Source organism: Pseudomonas sp. GM74 (assembly GCF_000282455.1).
Taxonomy (GTDB): Bacteria; Pseudomonadota; Gammaproteobacteria; order Pseudomonadales; family Pseudomonadaceae; genus Aquipseudomonas.
In genome coordinates this window covers 155,210-171,065 of the sequence record NZ_AKJG01000054.1, presented here as the reverse complement: position 1 = coordinate 171,065, position 15,856 = coordinate 155,210, and the positions used below count along the sequence as shown (strand labels likewise).

At 62.1% G+C, this 15,856-nt stretch carries 14 protein-coding genes and 3 pseudogenes; 6 read left to right on the top strand and 11 right to left on the bottom strand.

Annotated elements, in window-relative coordinates:
- Positions 1 to 117: 117 nt before the first annotated feature.
- Entirely contained in the window at positions 118 to 1,209 is a 1,092-nt protein-coding gene (locus PMI34_RS14735) for a DUF1615 domain-containing protein (RefSeq protein WP_008049840.1), read from the bottom strand.
- A 136-nt stretch (positions 1,210 to 1,345) separates the two neighbouring features.
- On the opposite strand from PMI34_RS14735, the gene PMI34_RS14740 reads away from it, so the two are divergent.
- A complete protein-coding gene (locus tag PMI34_RS14740) occupies positions 1,346 to 2,881 on the top strand; it encodes an FAD-dependent oxidoreductase (protein ID WP_008049839.1) in 1,536 nt (511 codons plus the stop codon).
- A 107-nt stretch (positions 2,882 to 2,988) separates the two neighbouring features.
- Here PMI34_RS14740 and PMI34_RS14745 read toward each other — a convergent pair whose 3' ends face one another.
- Complete coding sequence (locus tag PMI34_RS14745) at positions 2,989 to 3,699, bottom strand: glutathione S-transferase family protein (protein ID WP_008049838.1); 711 nt, start codon at positions 3,697 to 3,699, stop codon at positions 2,989 to 2,991.
- Between the two features lie 368 nt (positions 3,700 to 4,067).
- On the opposite strand from PMI34_RS14745, the gene PMI34_RS14750 reads away from it, so the two are divergent.
- Entirely contained in the window at positions 4,068 to 4,739 is a 672-nt protein-coding gene (locus tag PMI34_RS14750; protein WP_008049837.1) for a hypothetical protein, read from the top strand.
- 138 nt (positions 4,740 to 4,877) lie between these two features.
- Here PMI34_RS14750 and mnmH read toward each other — a convergent pair whose 3' ends face one another.
- From mnmH to PMI34_RS14770, 5 genes are all read right to left on the bottom strand, one after another.
- Positions 4,878 to 5,981, bottom strand: a complete 1,104-nt coding sequence (gene mnmH, locus PMI34_RS14755; RefSeq protein WP_008049835.1) for a tRNA 2-selenouridine(34) synthase MnmH — start codon at positions 5,979 to 5,981, stop codon at positions 4,878 to 4,880.
- Positions 5,981 to 7,015 carry a selenide, water dikinase SelD gene (gene selD, locus PMI34_RS14760; protein ID WP_008049834.1) on the bottom strand — a complete coding sequence of 345 codons (1,035 nt, stop codon included), beginning with the start codon at positions 7,013 to 7,015 and terminating at the stop codon, positions 5,981 to 5,983. The genes mnmH and selD overlap by 1 nt, the downstream gene beginning before the upstream one ends.
- A gap of 193 nt (positions 7,016 to 7,208) precedes the next feature.
- Entirely contained in the window at positions 7,209 to 8,165 is a 957-nt protein-coding gene (locus tag PMI34_RS14765) for a quinone oxidoreductase family protein (protein WP_008049833.1), read from the bottom strand.
- A gap of 27 nt (positions 8,166 to 8,192) precedes the next feature.
- A complete protein-coding gene (locus PMI34_RS28095; RefSeq protein WP_008049832.1) occupies positions 8,193 to 8,366 on the bottom strand; it encodes a DUF1427 family protein in 174 nt (57 codons plus the stop codon).
- A gap of 106 nt (positions 8,367 to 8,472) precedes the next feature.
- On the bottom strand, positions 8,473 to 9,252 hold the full coding sequence (locus PMI34_RS14770; RefSeq protein WP_008049831.1) for an AraC family transcriptional regulator: 780 nt from the start codon (positions 9,250 to 9,252) through the stop codon (positions 8,473 to 8,475).
- A gap of 146 nt (positions 9,253 to 9,398) precedes the next feature.
- On the opposite strand from PMI34_RS14770, the gene PMI34_RS14775 reads away from it, so the two are divergent.
- Positions 9,399 to 9,626: a DUF6555 family protein gene (locus PMI34_RS14775; RefSeq protein ID WP_008049830.1), complete on the top strand. Its 228-nt coding sequence runs from the start codon at positions 9,399 to 9,401 to the stop codon at positions 9,624 to 9,626.
- 33 nt (positions 9,627 to 9,659) lie between these two features.
- Entirely contained in the window at positions 9,660 to 9,938 is a 279-nt protein-coding gene (locus tag PMI34_RS14780; protein ID WP_008049829.1) for a hypothetical protein, read from the top strand.
- 23 nt (positions 9,939 to 9,961) lie between these two features.
- Here PMI34_RS14780 and PMI34_RS14785 read toward each other — a convergent pair whose 3' ends face one another.
- From PMI34_RS14785 to PMI34_RS14795, 4 genes and pseudogenes are all read right to left on the bottom strand, one after another.
- Complete coding sequence (locus tag PMI34_RS14785) at positions 9,962 to 10,126, bottom strand: metallothionein (RefSeq protein ID WP_008049826.1); 165 nt, start codon at positions 10,124 to 10,126, stop codon at positions 9,962 to 9,964.
- Between the two features lie 107 nt (positions 10,127 to 10,233).
- Positions 10,234 to 10,824: pseudogene (locus PMI34_RS29740) on the bottom strand (methyl-accepting chemotaxis protein); the annotation flags it as partial.
- Between the two features lie 315 nt (positions 10,825 to 11,139).
- Positions 11,140 to 11,910, bottom strand: a pseudogene (locus PMI34_RS29735) (cache domain-containing protein); the annotation flags it as partial.
- A gap of 205 nt (positions 11,911 to 12,115) precedes the next feature.
- Positions 12,116 to 13,432, bottom strand: a complete 1,317-nt coding sequence (locus PMI34_RS14795; protein WP_008049824.1) for a Na+/H+ antiporter family protein — start codon at positions 13,430 to 13,432, stop codon at positions 12,116 to 12,118.
- A 247-nt stretch (positions 13,433 to 13,679) separates the two neighbouring features.
- Here PMI34_RS14795 and PMI34_RS29730 point away from each other — a divergent pair.
- Together PMI34_RS29730 and PMI34_RS29725 are read left to right on the top strand one after the other, a co-directional pair.
- A pseudogene (locus tag PMI34_RS29730) lies at positions 13,680 to 14,969 on the top strand (HAMP domain-containing protein); the annotation flags it as partial.
- A gap of 102 nt (positions 14,970 to 15,071) precedes the next feature.
- Positions 15,072 to 15,827, top strand: a complete 756-nt coding sequence (locus PMI34_RS29725) for a methyl-accepting chemotaxis protein (RefSeq protein WP_443216125.1) — start codon at positions 15,072 to 15,074, stop codon at positions 15,825 to 15,827.
- The last annotated feature ends 29 nt before the right edge of the window (positions 15,828 to 15,856 follow it).

Genomic DNA, 15,856 nt, shown 5'->3' with positions numbered 1-15,856 from the left:
GATTTTACGACTGCTTCGCAGCCGAACGCAGCCTCGCGGGCTCGGCAGCTGCTACGGATCGCATTACCGCTTGACTGACTGGTATTAGCCTCACCCGTCGGTTTTTTTTCGCCGCGATTAATTCCCTGCCCGCGCCATGCAGCGCTGGTAACGTTCATCGACCCGTTTGGCGAACCACGCGGTGGTGAGTTTGCGAGTGATTTTCGGGCTTTGCAGCACGATCCCCGGTAACACTTCACGGGGCAGCGGCCGGCCCTCGGCCCGTTCGGCCAGTTCGTAAACCCGCCGATAGAGTTTACTGTCTTCGAACGCCAGGGTGTTCCCCTCTTCCAGTTGGTCGCGGATCGTCGGATTACGCATGCCCAGTTGCTTGCCGAGGGTACGCACGGCAAGTTCCGTGGTGCCGGGCATGATCGAACCGTAGCGCACCAGGTCGCCATCCAGCGCCAACGGGATACCGGAAGCCCGGCTTACCGCGTTCTGAAACGCGGCGTTACGGCTGGCGTACCACCCCGCGTTGAAGTCCGCAAAACGGTACAACGGCTGTGGGTAACTCACCGGATACCCGAGCAGATGCGCGATGCCGAAATACATGCCGCCGCGCCGGGTGAACACTTCATGACGAATCGAGCCCTTCACCGGGTACGGATAGCCCTTGGCCTGCTGTTCGGCAAAATCAATGCTGACCTGCATCGGCCCGCCGGTATGCACCGGGTTGAAGCCGCCGAACAGCTTCTTGCCCATCGGCACCATGCCAATGAAGTCGTCGAAAACAGCGCTCAGTTCCTTTTCACTGCGCGCGGCATTCAGGCGGCTGCTGTAGCTTTTGCCGTTGGGCGAATCGAGCATCAACGCACCGCTCACCAGCAGGCCGGGAATGTGCGCCTTGGCGGCGCGGCGGTCGATCTCGTCGCGGGCGATCTTGCCCAGGCCCGGTACGCTCGGGTCAACCTGAAAGGTCGACTCCTGTTCAGTCACCGCCAGCACCGAGCACAGGTTTTGGGTGGTCGGCGAGAGGTCTTGCGCGGTAAACGCCACCTGGATGTCCGTGGCCCAACCCTGGGGATCGGCAGCCTTGGCCGGCAGCAAACGTACAATCTCGGCCTTCACTTCGGCCGGGCTGCGCGCCGCCGGTTCCTGGGTCCGTTGGCTGCCGCAACCGGCCAATATCACCATTACGGCGACGCTTGTGATCAATCTGATTTGCATGTCGTTCCATCTAATCCGTTTGTCCGGGCCAACCATACGACCAATGGCAGGTCAGCGGCTACGTCCGTGGCAGTCCGACGGTTGCCGCCCTCCCCGACTGGACCATACTTGATTCACACAGCGAGGAGGACAGGTCATGCACCGCAGCGACGTGTTGATCATCGGCGCCGGCCCGACCGGGCTGGTCCTGGCGTTGTGGCTGAGCAAACTGGGCGTGCGCGTGCGGATCGTCGACAAAACGTCCGCCCCCGGCACCACGTCCCGGGCGCTGGCCGTCCAGGCACGGACGCTGGAGTTGTATCGCCAGCTGGGACTGGACGACGCTGTGGTGCAACACGGCCATCAAGTAAAGGCCGGCAACTTCTGGGTCAAGGGTGAGCCCGTGGCACGCCTGCCCCTGTCTCAGATCGGTGAGGGCCTGACCCCCTACTCGTTTCTCGAGATCTTCCCGCAGGACGAACACGAACGGCTGCTGATCGAGCGCCTGGAAACCTTCGGCATCACGGTGGAACGCAACACTGAACTGACCAGCTTCGAGCAAACCGCAGACGGCATCACGGCCACGCTGCACTTGCCCGACGGCCAGCAGGAAACCTGCCAGGCCTGTTACCTGGCCGGGTGCGACGGTGCCCGGTCGATTGTGCGCAAGACCCTGGATACCGGGTTTCCCGGCGGGACCTACCAGCAGATTTTCTACGTCGCCGACGTGCAGGCCAGCGGTCCGACATTCAACGGCGAACTGCATGTGGATCTCGACGAGGCGGACTTCCTCGCCGTATTCCCACTAGGCGACAGCGGTCGTGCCCGTCTGATCGGCACGGTACGCGACGAGCGCGCCGAACACGCCGAGACCCTGCGCTTCGAAGACGTCAGCAGCCGGGCCATCGAGCACATGAAGGTGAATATCGAGCAACTGAACTGGTTTTCGACCTACCGCGTGCATCATCGGGTGGCGGATCACTTCCGCAAAGAGCGGGCGTTTTTGCTGGGTGATGCCGCCCATGTGCACAGCCCGGCGGGCGGCCAGGGCATGAACACCGGGATTGGCGATGCCATCAACCTGGCATGGAAACTCGCGGCCGTGTTGAGCGGCGGTGCCGAGGCCAGGCTGCTCGACACCTATGAAACCGAGCGCATTGCGTTTGCGCGTAAACTGGTGGCGACCACCGACCGGGTCTTCACCTTCGTCACCGCCGACGGGCCGATTGCCGATTTGCTGCGTACACGCCTGGCCCCGTTCTTGTTACCGAAAATGACCTCGTTCGAAACCTCCCGCCAGTTCCTGTTTCGCACGGTGTCGCAGATCACCCTGAATTATCGTGGTATGCCGCTGAGCACCGGCGTTGCCGGGCACGTGCATGGCGGTGATCGCCTGCCCTGGGCCCATGACGGTGAGGGGGATAATTTCGAGTCTCTCAAGTGCCTGACCTGGCAGGTGCATGTCTATGGCGACACCAGCGACGAGATGATCGCCTGGTGCCACGAGCACCACCTGCCGCTGCACGTATTCGACTGGCGACCGGCGTTCGAAACGGCGGGTTTGGGGCGCAACGGCTTTTATCTGTTGCGGCCCGATACCTACGTGGCGATTGCCGAGACGTGTGCGGACCCGAAGGTGATCGAACGGTATTTCCGTGATCACGGGATCCGGTCGTTTTTTGGCGCTTCCTGAGCCCCCCCCTGTGGGAGCGGGCTTGCCCGCGATGGCAGCGGCACATCCAGCATCTATGTGTCTGACATACCGCTATCGCGGGCAAGCCCGCTCCCACAGGTTCTGTATCAACCTGAAACGGGGCCTGGAATCTGCAACCCGCGCACCACCGCCGGCCGCGCCAGGAAGCGTTCCAGCACCCGTGTGACGTTAGGGAAGTTCTGGATGCCCACCAGATCGCCGGCTTCATAGAAACCGATCAGGTTGCGCACCCACGGGAAAGTGGCGATGTCAGCGATGGTGTAGCGCTCGCCCATGATCCAGTCACGCCCTTGCAGACGGCCGTCCAGCACCTTGAGCAGGCGTTTGCTTTCCTCGACGTAGCGGTCACGGGGACGCTTGTCCTCGTAATCCTTGCCGGCGAATTTGTTGAAAAACCCGAGCTGGCCGAACATCGGGCCAATGCCACCCATCTGAAACATCAGCCATTGAATCGTTTCGTAGCGCGCCGCCGACTCCTGGGCCAGCAGTTGCCCGCTCTTGTCGGCCAGGTAGATCAGAATCGCTCCCGATTCGAACAGCGCCAGCGGCTGGTCATCCGGACCGTGGGGATCGAGGATCGCCGGGATCTTGTTGTTGGGGTTGAGGGAAAGAAATTCCGGGGACATCTGGTCGTTGGTGTCGAAGCCTACCCGGTGAGGTTCATACGGCAGGCCGATCTCTTCGAGCATGATCGAGACCTTGACGCCGTTGGGGGTCGGCAAGGAGTACAGCTGAATCCACTCCGGATATTGGGCAGGCCATTTGCGGGTGATGGGGAAGGCGGACAAATCGGTCATGGGCAGGATCCACGAAGACATTGAGAGTGACGATCATAATGGAGATATCGGCTCAGCGATCCCTTGGAGCCATCAATCTCGCTGATAGAGGAGATCAAAAGAGATCACGACGGTTTCACCACCATCAGGTGTAGCCTGTCCATAAATCCGCAACATCCTGTCGATAACCTTCACTGCAATCCGCTGAAGGTTACCGGTACATTGCTGCGCTCTTGGCCGGAATCGAACCAAACGGGTTCAGGGGACTCTGAGTACCACCCCTTTGAAAACGGACCGGCTTCAACGACATGGAACACACCCGACGCTGGAAAGTCGTGGTGTAAAGGTTTGTCAGCCTTAACCGAATTGCGCTGAAGAACCTTTTATTCATGAATCTGTTCAATTTTACCAAACGCTTTAAACATCGCGCCTACTTGCTGTTGCCCGTCTTGCTGGCGGTCAGCGCGGTGTTCCTGTTGCTGGAATCCGGCCTGAGTCGCGCCCAACCGATGGATGGCACCCAGACGCTGGTTTTCCTGCGCCACGGGGAAAAACCCGACGGTGGCCTGGGCCAGCTCAATTGCCAGGGGCTGAACCGCGCCATCGACCTGTCCACGCTGCTGCCGGAAAAGTTCGGCAAGGCCGACTACGTGTTTGCGGCGAACCCGACCCGTAACGTCGAGGAAGGCGAGTTCGACAACTCCTACAGCTATATCCGTCCCCTGATGACCATCAGCCCCAGCGCCATCAAGCTGGGCCTGCCGGTGAACATCAATTTCTCCGCCAATGACACCAGCGACCTGGCCGATGAACTGCTTCACGACAAGTATCACAACTCGGTCATCTACACCGCCTGGTCGCACGGCTACCTGCCGGAGCTGATCAACAAGGTGGCCGGCGACGCCACCGGCAAGAAAACGACCATCACCGATGACTGGGAATCCAGCGACTACGACTCGCTGTATGTGCTCACCCTGACCTGGCACAACGGCAAGGCCAAGTTGCAGAGCCATGTGTACAAGCAAGGCCTGGATAATGGTGCTGAAACCTGCCCGACCTGAGTTTGTGCATTGCTTGATCGGGCCTCTTCGCGAGCAAGCCCGCTCCCACATTGGATCTGCGCCGTACACAAAACCTGTGATCACCGAAGATTTACTGTGGGAGCGGGCTTGCCCGCGAAGGGGCCGGCAAAAACACCCTCAACCTTTCTGACTGCCCCGCTCGCGCAGATACTCGAGCACCGCCCCCCGCTCCCCGGCAAACTCGATCCGAGCGTCTTTCTTCTCCCGCTGAAACGCGTACATCGGATCGTAATACTCGCGCAGCAACCCTTCGATCCAGCCCCGGTGCAGATCCACCGCGCCACTGCGGGCCTGCTCGACCAACGCATCCTCCATCAAAACCAGCATGCGTCGATGACGTTCGCCTCCCAGGCGCTTCTGCACATTGTTCAGGCTCGCCAGCAAGCGTTCGGAAAACAACGCAAAGCCCTCCTCGCCATGCACGTCGATGAATTCGGCGCACAGATCCACCACGTAATCGCGCAGGATCCGCTCGACCCGTCCTTCCAGGCTGTCTTCCAGCCACACCATCGGGAACTGCTGCATACCCTGGTACAGCGGCAACGGCAGCGCACAACTACCCACCGCACGGCTTTCGTCTTCCAGTACGAACTGCTCGATGCCCCGGGCGCGTTTTTTCAGCACGTCGATGGCCAAGCGGTTTTCGAAGTCGATATTCGAGGGTTGGCCCGTGGCGCGCTTGCCGAAACTGGAGCCGCGATGGTTGGCATGACCTTCAAGGTCCACGGCGTTACCCAGTTGCGTGAGCACCTCGGTCTTGCCGGTGCCGGTCATCCCGCCCAGCAAGACAAAATCACACTGGGTGACGGCTTGATCGAGGGTGTCCAGCAGGAAGGTGCGCATGGCCTTGTAGCCGCCGCCCACCCGCGGATAGTCGATACCGGCCTCGTCCTTGAGCCATTGCTGGACGATCTGTGAGCGCAGGCCGCCGCGAAAGCAATACAGCAGTCCTTCGGGATGCGCCCGGGCAAAATCGGCCCAGGCCTGGATGCGTTCGGCCTTGACCGCGCCCGACACCAGTTGATGCCCCAGCACGACGGCCGCTTGCTGGCCGTGCTGCTTGTAGCAGGTGCCGACCCGCTGGCGTTCATGGTCGTTCATCAACGGCAGGTTGATCACGCCGGGAAACGCGCCCTTGTTGAATTCGACCGGCGCGCGGGCGTCCATCATTGGCCGGTCGTTGAGGAAGATGTCGCGGTAATCAGTGCAGTCGACGAACATCAAAACACCTCGACCGCATTGCTCTGTCGCTCGATCAGTTCACCGATCGGTTCCAGGCTCAGGCCCAGTTCGGCGGCCACCGAAAGGAATTGCTCGTTGCCTTGCGGCGTCACGGCAATCAGCAGGCCACCGCTGGTCTGCGGATCGCAGAGCACGCGTTTATGCAGCTCCTGAAGACGTCCGAGCTTGCTGGCGTAGCTGTCGAAATTGCGCAGAGTCCCGCCCGGTACACAGCCCTGTTCCAGGTAATACTCCACCCCCGGCAGGCGCGGTACGCGGTCATATTCAATGCGCGCTGTGAGCTGGCTGCCGTCGGCCATTTCCACCAGGTGCCCGAGCAGGCCGAAGCCGGTGACGTCGGTCATCGCGGTCACGCCGTCGAGCTTGCCGAAACGGCTACCGGGTTTGTTCAGGGTGCACATCCAGTCCCGGGCCAGGCCGATGTCGGTGTTGCGCAATTTGCCCTTTTTCTCGGCGGTCGTAAGGATGCCGATCCCCAGGGGCTTGGTGAGGTAGAGCAGGCAACCGGCGGTGGCGGTGTCGTTGCGCTTCATGTGGCGCTTTTCCACCAGACCGGTGACAGCCAGGCCAAAGATCGGTTCTGGCGCGTCGATGGAGTGCCCGCCTGCCAGCGGGATACCCGCCGCGTCGCACACCGAACGACCGCCGCGTATCACTTCCCGGGCAACTTCCGGCGCCAGCACGTTCACCGGCCAGCCCAGGATCGCAATCGCCATCAAGGGATCGCCGCCCATGGCGTAGATGTCGCTGATGGCATTGGTGGCGGCAATTCGGCCGAAATCGAAGGGATCGTCGACGATCGGCATGAAAAAGTCGGTGGTCGAGACCACACCGCGTTCTTCATCGATGGCATATACCGCCGCGTCGTCACGCGAGGCGTTGCCGACCCAGAGTTTCGGGTCGAGATTCTGCGCCCCGCTGCCGGCCAGGATCACTTCCAGCACCTGGGGGGAAATCTTGCAGCCGCAACCGGCGCCGTGGCTGTATTGGGTCAGGCGAATCGGCTCGCTCATAGGGGTACCTCATTGGGTCAATGGGGCCGATTCTAGCAGAGCGAAGCATGCGCAAGACGGTGCACAGCCATGGACTTTGTGGGAGCGGGCTTGTTCCGGGCGGCGTTCCGACGAAGGCGGCGTGTCAGGCAACATTCATGGTGACTGATACACCCTCTTCGCGAGCAAGCCCGCTCCCACAGGGGGGGTTGGGTTATGGCAGCAGTATCACCTTGTCGCCGCTGCCCTGATTCACTTCGGCGTAACGCTCCAGGCCTTCGGCCAGTGGCGACTCGAACAAGCCCTGCGGCAACGGCAACAGGTCCTGATCGAAAAACCGGCCGAACTGCTCGAGCATCGCCGCACAGGCCTGTACGCCGTACAGCAGCGAGTTGATCCCCACGACAGAGCCACCCTTGCGATACAACGCCAGGGCCGGCAGTTGCACGTGACCGTCCACGGGCGCCGCGATGATCGCGATGCGGCCGAACGCGGCCAGGGCGGGTACCGAGGCCGGCAGCCAGAAACCGGTGGTGTCGAAAATCACATCGGCGCCGCCGGCATAGACAGCGTTGACCTGTGCGCCCAAATCTTCGGGTTTATCCAGTTGCAGGGTCTGGTAGCCCTGATCCTGCAAGTCCTTGACCTGCTCCGGACGCCGCGCGGCCGCCAGCACCCGGGCACCGCGCACCTTGGCCAGGGCCAGCGCGGCACTGCCGACGGCCCCGCCACCGATGACCAGCAATCGGGTTTCGGCCGTCACCAGGCTGCGCTCCAGGGCATCCCACGCCGTGGTGTACGGCACGCCGAGGCTGGCGGCCTGGGCGAAGCTCAGGTGCGTGGGTTTGAGCGCCACACCATTGGCCGGCAGCTTGACGAACTGAGCATGGGAACCGTCGGCGAAAAAGCCCAGTTCCCGGCCCGTGCCCCAGACTTCCTGACCGATCAACGCCTGCGGGCCGGCCACGACGACACCGGCAAAATCGCGACCGGGAATCCGCGGCAAGGTGGTGTAGGGAAAACGCCCCAGCACGTTCTTCACATCGCTGGGGTTGAGGCCGGCGGCCTTGATCTCGACCAGCACTTCATCGGCGCCGGGCACGGGGGTGGGCACCTCAACGTAGCGCAGGGCCGAGAGATCACCGGTTTTATCGAATTGCAGAGCTTTCATGGGCGTATCCATCGAGTCGAAAAGGGTTCAGGAAATCCAGCCAGCCACCAGCCCCCGCCCCATCGGCCAGAGCTTTTCGCCGGCGAGCATGCCGAGCAGGCCCACCAGCGCGATGGCCGGAGGTGCGGGGGAACGAAAGTCCAAGGCGCCGTAGAGCAGACCGACGCCCAGACCGATGGCCACTGACACGAGGTAGTTCATGGCAGACTCCGGGGGCAATTGAGGTATGCGACGAGTCTAGAGGGCGACGCCTTTGTGCATCGGCCAAGTGCTTCTGAATGTCGGCCAAAGCCTGGCCTCGGCGAATTCAGCCCTGGCGTTGCGCCGCCGGAAACTGCGAAGGGGCAACCCCCAGTTCACGCCGAAACATGTCGCTGAAGCTGCTCGGCGAGTAGCCCAGCTCCCGGGCAATCGCGCTGACCGGTACGCCCTGGATCAACCCGGCCACCGCCGTCGCCAGTTGCACCTGACGCCGCCACTCGGCGAAGCCCATGCCCAGACCGTCCTTGAACAGCCGCGCCAGGGTGCGCACGCTGGCTCCGGTGTTATCGGCATGTTGTTCGAAAGGAATATCCAGTGAAGGCGCAGCCATGACCGCCTGACACAAATTCATCAATCGCCGGTCGGAATCATCCGGCAGCGGGATTTTCAGTAACGAGCGCCTCGCCCGCTTGAGTTCCAGCAGCGCCAGGCCCACCAGTGCGTCGTAATACTCGGGCGCCCCGTCATTACCCTGCTCCACCAGCCCGACGATCAGCTCGCGCAGCAAGCCGCCGACCTCGATCACCTGAACGCTGTCATCCAGGGTCGCGGCCAGGGACGGCCTCAGGTAGATGTTGCGCATTTGCAGGTCGGACACCACGCGAATCCCGTGGGGCACGCCGGGCGGCAACCACACAGCCCGCTGCGGTGGCACCACCAATGCTTCGTGCGGTGTCTCGACCCACATCACCCCGCTCATCGCATACAGCAACTGGCCCCAGGCGTGCTCATGGGGATCGATGTACAACCCGCGCGGATAGGTGCGAGCCAGCGGTTGCACAGGCACATCGGTGTCACTCAGGTCAGGCGGTGCGGCGAGGGCCATGGTCAATGTTCATTGGGGTGCGGGAAGGCTCAATGGTAACGGGGCGCTGAACTTGTCGCCAGCAACCGCCACCGTCCGACAATCCGAATGAATTTTCCTGATGGCGCGCGATCCTTCTATGTACAACAGGGAGGAACCGGGTCTTTATGAACAGTGCAAAATTATTCGTCATCGAGTACACCCTCCATGGCGCTGCGAAATCATTCATCATCCGCCTGGACAAAATGGACAACGCAGAAGCCTGGCATTGGGCGAGCTGTGATGCGGGGGTGGGGCGAATCCCCCGGTTCGGACGCGAGAGGGTGCAAAAGACCAGCAAGCCGATGGCTGAAAAATTCGGTGTGGAAAACGTCAAGTGGCGGCCGGCGAACTAATATCCGGTAAACATCAGGTTCGGGGGAAGGGATATGAGCGCAACACCCGTCAATAGCCCTGCGCAGTTGGACTACGGTCTGGACACGCCGGTCGGTCGCATTACCAAAAGCGCCGAGTGCCTGATCGGACTGGAACAGGTCGAAAATGACCCATTCTGCTTCGCCATACGCGTCCCGGCGCCACTACCGGAACATCTTGAGCACGCCAGGACCCTGGTGCTGCGGGTCGAAGGGAGGCGCTTGCAAGGCACCGTGCGCTACAGCGAACACCTGGAAGATGACAGCCTCAGGCTGGAGGTGGAGCCGGATTAGGCTCCACTTTTCATTCGCGGTAGTCAGCCATGAGCGCACTTGCAATCTTTATGGGTGCATTCCTCGCCGTGCTCATGGTGTTTGGCGCAGGCTTCACAGCAGTAATGCTTGCCGTGACGGGCAATCGGATGTTCACCGAGTTTGCAGGAACATTTCGGGCAATCGCAGATACTTTCGCGGTCAATCATGGAGCTGACTCCTCTAACAAGGTCGTCCAGTGCCTGGATACACAGAATAAGTGTAGTGACTGTCGCTCCTGCCGATCACAAATCCCACAGGTTTTGCCTCTGTTCTGTCAGATCCGGAACTGCCCGACCAGGCTGCCCAGGCGCTGACCGAGGTCGGCCAGGCTACGGGAGGTTTGTGCGCCGAGTTGGGTTTCGTCGGCGACGCTGTCCACCGCCACGGCAATCTGATGCACGCTGCGATTGATCTCTTCGGCCACGGCGGTCTGTTCTTCGGCGGCACTGGCGATTTGTGCGTTCATCGAGTTGATGGTCGCGATCAGCTGAGCCATGGTGTCCAGCGAAGCCCCCGCCTCGTTGGCCTGGGCCGAGGTGCCGTCGCCGGCCTCGCTGGAACGACGCATCGCCTCCACCGCCGACTGGGTGCCGGCCTGCAAGCGATCGATCATGCCCTGGATTTCCTGGGTGCTGATTTGCGTGCGGCTGGCCAGCGCCCGCACTTCATCGGCCACCACCGCAAAGCCGCGCCCGGCCTCGCCGGCGCGGGCGGCTTCGATGGCCGCGTTGAGCGCCAGCAGGTTGGTCTGCTCGGCGATCGAGCGGATCACCCCGAGCACGCTGACAATCGACGACACGTCCTTTTGCAGGCTGTCCAGGGACACGCCGCTGCTGCGGATGTCGTCCACCAGGGCATGGATCTTCTCGATGCTGCCGGCCACCACGCGCTTGGCCGCCTGCCCTTCTTCGTCGGTCTGCTGGGCTGCCACCGCGGCGTTCTGCGCGCTCCTGGCCACTTCCTGGGCCGCCGCCGACATTTCGTTGATGGCCGTGGCCACCTGATCGGTCTCATGGCGCTGACGTTCCATGGCCTGGTCCGAACGGTTGGCCTGGTCGGACACCTGATTCACCAGCCCGGTCAGTTGCGAGGTCATTTCGGTGATCTGCCGCACCAGGCCGTGGATCTTGTCGACGAAACGGTTGAACGAGCCGGCCAGTTCACCGAGTTCGTCCTGGCTGGTGATGGTGAGGCGACGGGTCAGGTCGCCCTCGCCCGCCGCGATGTCGTCGAGGTTGGCTTTCATCAAATGCAGCGGACGCAGAATGGTGTTGGCCAGCAGCATCCCGGCGGCAGCGATCACCAGCAGCACCACCACCGCCACACCGACGATGCTCAGCACCATGCCTTGCATGCGCTCCTGGACCTTGGCTTCGACCACAGCCACCTGCGCTTCGATGCCGTCGAGATTGACCGAGGTGCCGACCGCCATGTCCCACTTCGGCAGGTATTCGGTGTAGCCGAGCTTGGGCACCAGCACCTGGGTGTTGCCGGGCAATGGCGAGCTGTATTGCAGGTAGTGCGTGCCGTCCCTGGCGACTTTCACCAGGTCGCGGTTGACGTAGACGCCGTTCGGGTCGCGGTTGTCCTTGAAGCTCTGGCCCACGCCGTCGGGGCTGTTGGCCTTGAACAGGCGCACGGTGTTGGAGTCGTAACCGAAGAAGTAGCCGTCCTTGCCATAGGTGATGCTCGACAGCAGCTTGATCACCCGGGCCCGCGCCGCCTCATCGCCGGGGGCGGCCGCGTCGTAGAGCGGTTTGATCGTGGTCATGGCCACGGCCACGTAGCTTTGCAAGGTTGCCTTGGCATCGCTGAGAAGGCGCTCGCGGGTCTGCTCGACTTCCTTGCGCGCCTGATCCTGAAGAATGAACAGCGTGGTCAGGCTGATGACCAGCGCAAACAGCAGCACCGGGAGGACGGCAAGGGACAGGACTTTGGCCTTGAGGCTCATGCGCATGACGTTCACTCTTTTGATTTTGTTGGCGTGGTTAAAAACTTTAACGGCACGCCGGGTCAAAAGTTGAACGCGGCCGTCAGGCCCGCAGAAGATCCCTGTGGGAGCGAGCTTGCTCGCGATGACGGCGGCACATTCAGCATCAAGTTGCCTGACAGACCGCTATCGCGAGCAAGCTCGCTCCCACAGAGTAAGTGGTGTTTTACAGGACCATCGCGGCCACCCAGCCAAACGCCAGCAATGGCAGGTTGTAGTGCAGAAAAGTCGGGACCACGGTGTCCCAGATGTGATGGTGCTGGCCATCGATGTTCAGGCCGGAGGTCGGGCCCAGGGTCGAGTCCGAAGCCGGCGAACCGGCGTCGCCCAAGGCGCCGGCCGTGCCGACGATGCACACGATCGCCAACGGGCTGAAGCCCAGTTGCACGCACAGCGGCACGAAAATCGCCGCCAGAATCGGCACGGTGGAGAACGACGAGCCGATGCCCATGGTCACCAGCAACCCCACCAGCAACATCAGCAAGGCGCCAATGCCCTTGCTGTGATCGATGTACGACGCCGACGACTCGACCAGCGTCTGCACTTCGCCGGTGGCCTTCATCACTTCGGCAAACCCGGAGGCGGCGATCATGATGAAGCCGATCATCGCCATCATTTTCATGCCTTCGGTGAACAGGTCGTCGGTGTCGCGCCATTTGACGATGCCCGACACCGAGAAGATCAGGAAGCCGACCAGCGCACCGATGATCATCGAATCGAGCAACAACTGAATGATGAACGCCGCAGCGATGGCCACACCGGCCACCATCAGGCTCAGCGGGTTGTATTGCACCGCCACTTGCTCGACCTGTTCGATCTTCGCCAGGTCGTAGACACGCTTCTTGCGGTAGCTGACAAACGCGATCAGCAGTCCCGCCACCATGCCCAGGGCCGGGATGCCCATGGCGTGGGTCACGTTGATGCCGCTGATGTCCACACCGCTGCGGGCGACGTTGGCCAGCAGGATCTCATTGAGGAAGATGTTGCCGAAGCCCACCGGCAGGAACATGTAGGGCGTGATCAGGCCGAAGGTCATGACGCAGGCGATCAGGCGACGGTCCAGTTGCAGCTTGGTCAGCACATAGAGAAGCGGCGGCACCAGCAACGGAATAAATGCGATATGTATCGGCAAGATGTTCTGCGAGGCAATGGCCACGACCCAGAGCAGACCGATCAGCAGCCATTTGACCTGGCCACCGCCATTGGCGTGCTGGCGATCGACCATGGCCAGGGCCTTGTCGGCCAGCGCATGGGCCATGCCGGACTTGGCAATGGCCACGGCGAAAGCGCCGAGCAAGGCGTAGGACAACGCCACCGTCGCCCCGCCGCCGAGGCCGCTATTGAAAGCCTTGAGCGTCGCCTCGATCCCCAGGCCACCGGTCAAGCCACCGACCAGCGCACCGACGATCAGGGCGATCACCACATGCACGCGGGACAGGCTGAGGATCAGCATGATGCCGACCGCGGCAATTACTGCATTCATTGTCATACCTCTGGGCAAGCGAAAAGAGTCCGGCCGGCAGTCTGCGAGAGCCGCCAGTGGATAAAAGGAATGGGTTTTATTAGAGGGCGCGCACTTTGAATGAAGCAGCGGCAAGCTGCAAGCCTCAAGCCGCAAGCTTTTGTGTTTCCCGCTTGCAGCTTGCAGCTTGCAGCTTGAAGCTCAAGAAAGCTGCTTTTATGCCGCTACAGTGCAAAGTCTCAGATATTTATCGAATAAGGACGTCTCCATGTCGCTCAGACAACTTTCCATTCAATGGAAAATCACCCTGCTGGCCGGGCTGTGCCTGGCGGGCATCGTGACCCTGCTGGTGGGTCTTTCGCTGTACCGCATGGAGCACAGCTCCGAGCTGGTGAAAGCCTCGAGCATGGAGATGCTGACCGAAGCGGCCCAGGCGCGGATCGAGTCCCAGGGGGAAAACCAGGCACTGGGGATTCGCCAGCAGTTCATGGACGCCTATCAGTACGGCCACGGCTTCTCGCGGCAGGTGCTGTTCCTGCGTGACCAGGCCGAGAAGCGCTTTCTCGATGCCTTCGACCTGCGCGAGGACCTGACCCGCCAGGTCAAGTCGGCCCTGCAAGCCAATCCGGACCTGCTCGGCCTGTCCCTGGTGTTCGAACCCAATGGGCTGGACGGCAAGGACGAACTGTTCACCGGCCAAGCCGAACTGGGCAGCAACGACAAGGGCCGTTTCGCCCTCTACTGGTCGCAGCCGACGCCGGGCAAAGTGACGTCCATGGCGCTGCCGGAAAAGGACATGGCCGACACCAGTACCGGCCCCAGCGGCGAAGCGGCCAACGCCTGGTTCACCTGCCCGCGCACCACCCTCAAGCCGTGCGTGATCGAACCCTACTTCTATGAGATCGATGGTCAGAACGTGCTGATGACCAGCATCGTTTTCCCGCTGATGACCAACGGCAAGGTCATCGCCTCGCTGTCGGTGGACATCAACCTCAACAGCCTGCAAGCGGTCAGCCTGGGTGCGAGCAAGAAGCTCTATGACGGCCAGACCAGCGTCAGCATCATCAGCCCGGCCGGCCTGCTCGCCGGCTACAGCCCGGACGCCAGCAAACTCAGTCAGCGCCTGGACGCCGTGGACAAGGCCAGTGGCACCGAACTGCTGCGCATGCTCGCCGCCAGCAGCAAAACCGCCAGCCTGCACAGCCAGCAGCAACTGAAAGTGCTGGCCCCCTTCCAGCCGATCCCCGGAGGTAAACCCTGGGGCGTGCTGCTCGACGTGCCGGAGAACGTCCTGGTCGGCCCCGCCGAAGCCCTGAAAAAGCAACTCGATGACAGCAACACCGCCGGTACGCTGGTCGAACTCGGCCTGGGGGGACTCGCCGCGCTGCTCGGCCTGATGCTGGTGTGGCTGATGGCCCGCAGCGTCACCCGACCGATCCTCGGTGTGGCGCACATGCTCGAAGACATCGCCAGCGGCGAAGGTGACCTGACTCGCCGCCTGGCCTACGACAAGCAGGATGAACTTGGCCAACTGGCCGGCTGGTTCAACCGTTTCCTCGACAAGCTGCAACCGATCATTGCCGAAGTGAAACGCTCGGTGCAGGACGCCCGCAGCACCGCTGACCAGTCGTCCGCCATCGCCGCCCAGACCAGCGCCGGCATGGAGCAGCAGTACCGCCAGGTGGACCAGGTCGCGACCGCCTCCCACGAAATGAGCGCCACCGCCCAGGACGTCGCCCGCAGCGCCGCGCAAGCGGCCCACGCCGCCCGGGATGCCGATCAAGCGACCCGTCAGGGCCTGACCGTGATCGACCGTACCACCGCCAGCATCGACAACCTCGCCGCCGACATGAGCGCGGCCATGATCCAGGTCGAGGGCCTGGCTGCCAACAGCGAGAAGATCGGCACGGTACTGGAAGTGATCCGTGCAATTGCCGAGCAGACCAACCTGCTGGCCCTCAACGCCGCGATCGAAGCGGCCCGTGCCGGTGAGGCCGGACGCGGGTTTGCCGTGGTGGCCGATGAAGTGCGCAACCTGGCGCGGCGTACCCAGGAATCCGTCGAAGAAACCCGACTGGTGATCGAACAGCTGCAAAACGGCACCCAGGAGGTGGTGGGTTCGATGAACAACAGCCATCGTCAGGCCCAGGGCAGTGTCGAGCAGGTTGGCCAGGCGGTAACCGCGCTGCGCCAGATCGGCGACGCGGTCACGGTGATCAACGACATGAACATGCAGATCGCCAGTGCCGCCGAAGAGCAGAGCGCGGTGGCCGAGGAGATCAACAACAACGTGGCGACCATCCGCGACGTGACCGAGTCGCTGTCGGGCCAGGCCAATGAGTCGGCGCGGGTCAGCCAGTCGCTCAACAGCCTGGCGAACCAGCAGCAGAGCCTGATGGATCAGTTCCGCGTTTAAGCCCCGAAAAACAAACCTGTGGGAAACAA

What these genes read in the sequence shown, in the direction of transcription:
- PMI34_RS14735 (WP_008049840.1), bottom strand. Translation starts at nt 1,209, where the DNA reads ATGCAAATCAGATTGATCACAAGCGTCGCCGTAATGGTGATATTGGCC.
- PMI34_RS14740 (WP_008049839.1), top strand. Translation starts at nt 1,346, where the DNA reads ATGCACCGCAGCGACGTGTTGATCATCGGCGCCGGCCCGACCGGGCTG.
- PMI34_RS14745 (WP_008049838.1), bottom strand. Translation starts at nt 3,699, where the DNA reads ATGACCGATTTGTCCGCCTTCCCCATCACCCGCAAATGGCCTGCCCAA.
- PMI34_RS14750 (WP_008049837.1), top strand. Translation starts at nt 4,068, where the DNA reads ATGAATCTGTTCAATTTTACCAAACGCTTTAAACATCGCGCCTACTTG.
- mnmH (WP_008049835.1), bottom strand. Translation starts at nt 5,981, where the DNA reads ATGTTCGTCGACTGCACTGATTACCGCGACATCTTCCTCAACGACCGG.
- selD (WP_008049834.1), bottom strand. Translation starts at nt 7,015, where the DNA reads ATGAGCGAGCCGATTCGCCTGACCCAATACAGCCACGGCGCCGGTTGC.
- PMI34_RS14765 (WP_008049833.1), bottom strand. Translation starts at nt 8,165, where the DNA reads ATGAAAGCTCTGCAATTCGATAAAACCGGTGATCTCTCGGCCCTGCGC.
- PMI34_RS28095 (WP_008049832.1), bottom strand. Translation starts at nt 8,366, where the DNA reads ATGAACTACCTCGTGTCAGTGGCCATCGGTCTGGGCGTCGGTCTGCTC.
- PMI34_RS14770 (WP_008049831.1), bottom strand. Translation starts at nt 9,252, where the DNA reads ATGGCCCTCGCCGCACCGCCTGACCTGAGTGACACCGATGTGCCTGTG.
- PMI34_RS14775 (WP_008049830.1), top strand. Translation starts at nt 9,399, where the DNA reads ATGAACAGTGCAAAATTATTCGTCATCGAGTACACCCTCCATGGCGCT.
- PMI34_RS14780 (WP_008049829.1), top strand. Translation starts at nt 9,660, where the DNA reads ATGAGCGCAACACCCGTCAATAGCCCTGCGCAGTTGGACTACGGTCTG.
- PMI34_RS14785 (WP_008049826.1), bottom strand. Translation starts at nt 10,126, where the DNA reads ATGATTGACCGCGAAAGTATCTGCGATTGCCCGAAATGTTCCTGCAAA.
- PMI34_RS14795 (WP_008049824.1), bottom strand. Translation starts at nt 13,432, where the DNA reads ATGAATGCAGTAATTGCCGCGGTCGGCATCATGCTGATCCTCAGCCTG.
- PMI34_RS29725 (WP_443216125.1), top strand. Translation starts at nt 15,072, where the DNA reads ATGGAGCAGCAGTACCGCCAGGTGGACCAGGTCGCGACCGCCTCCCAC.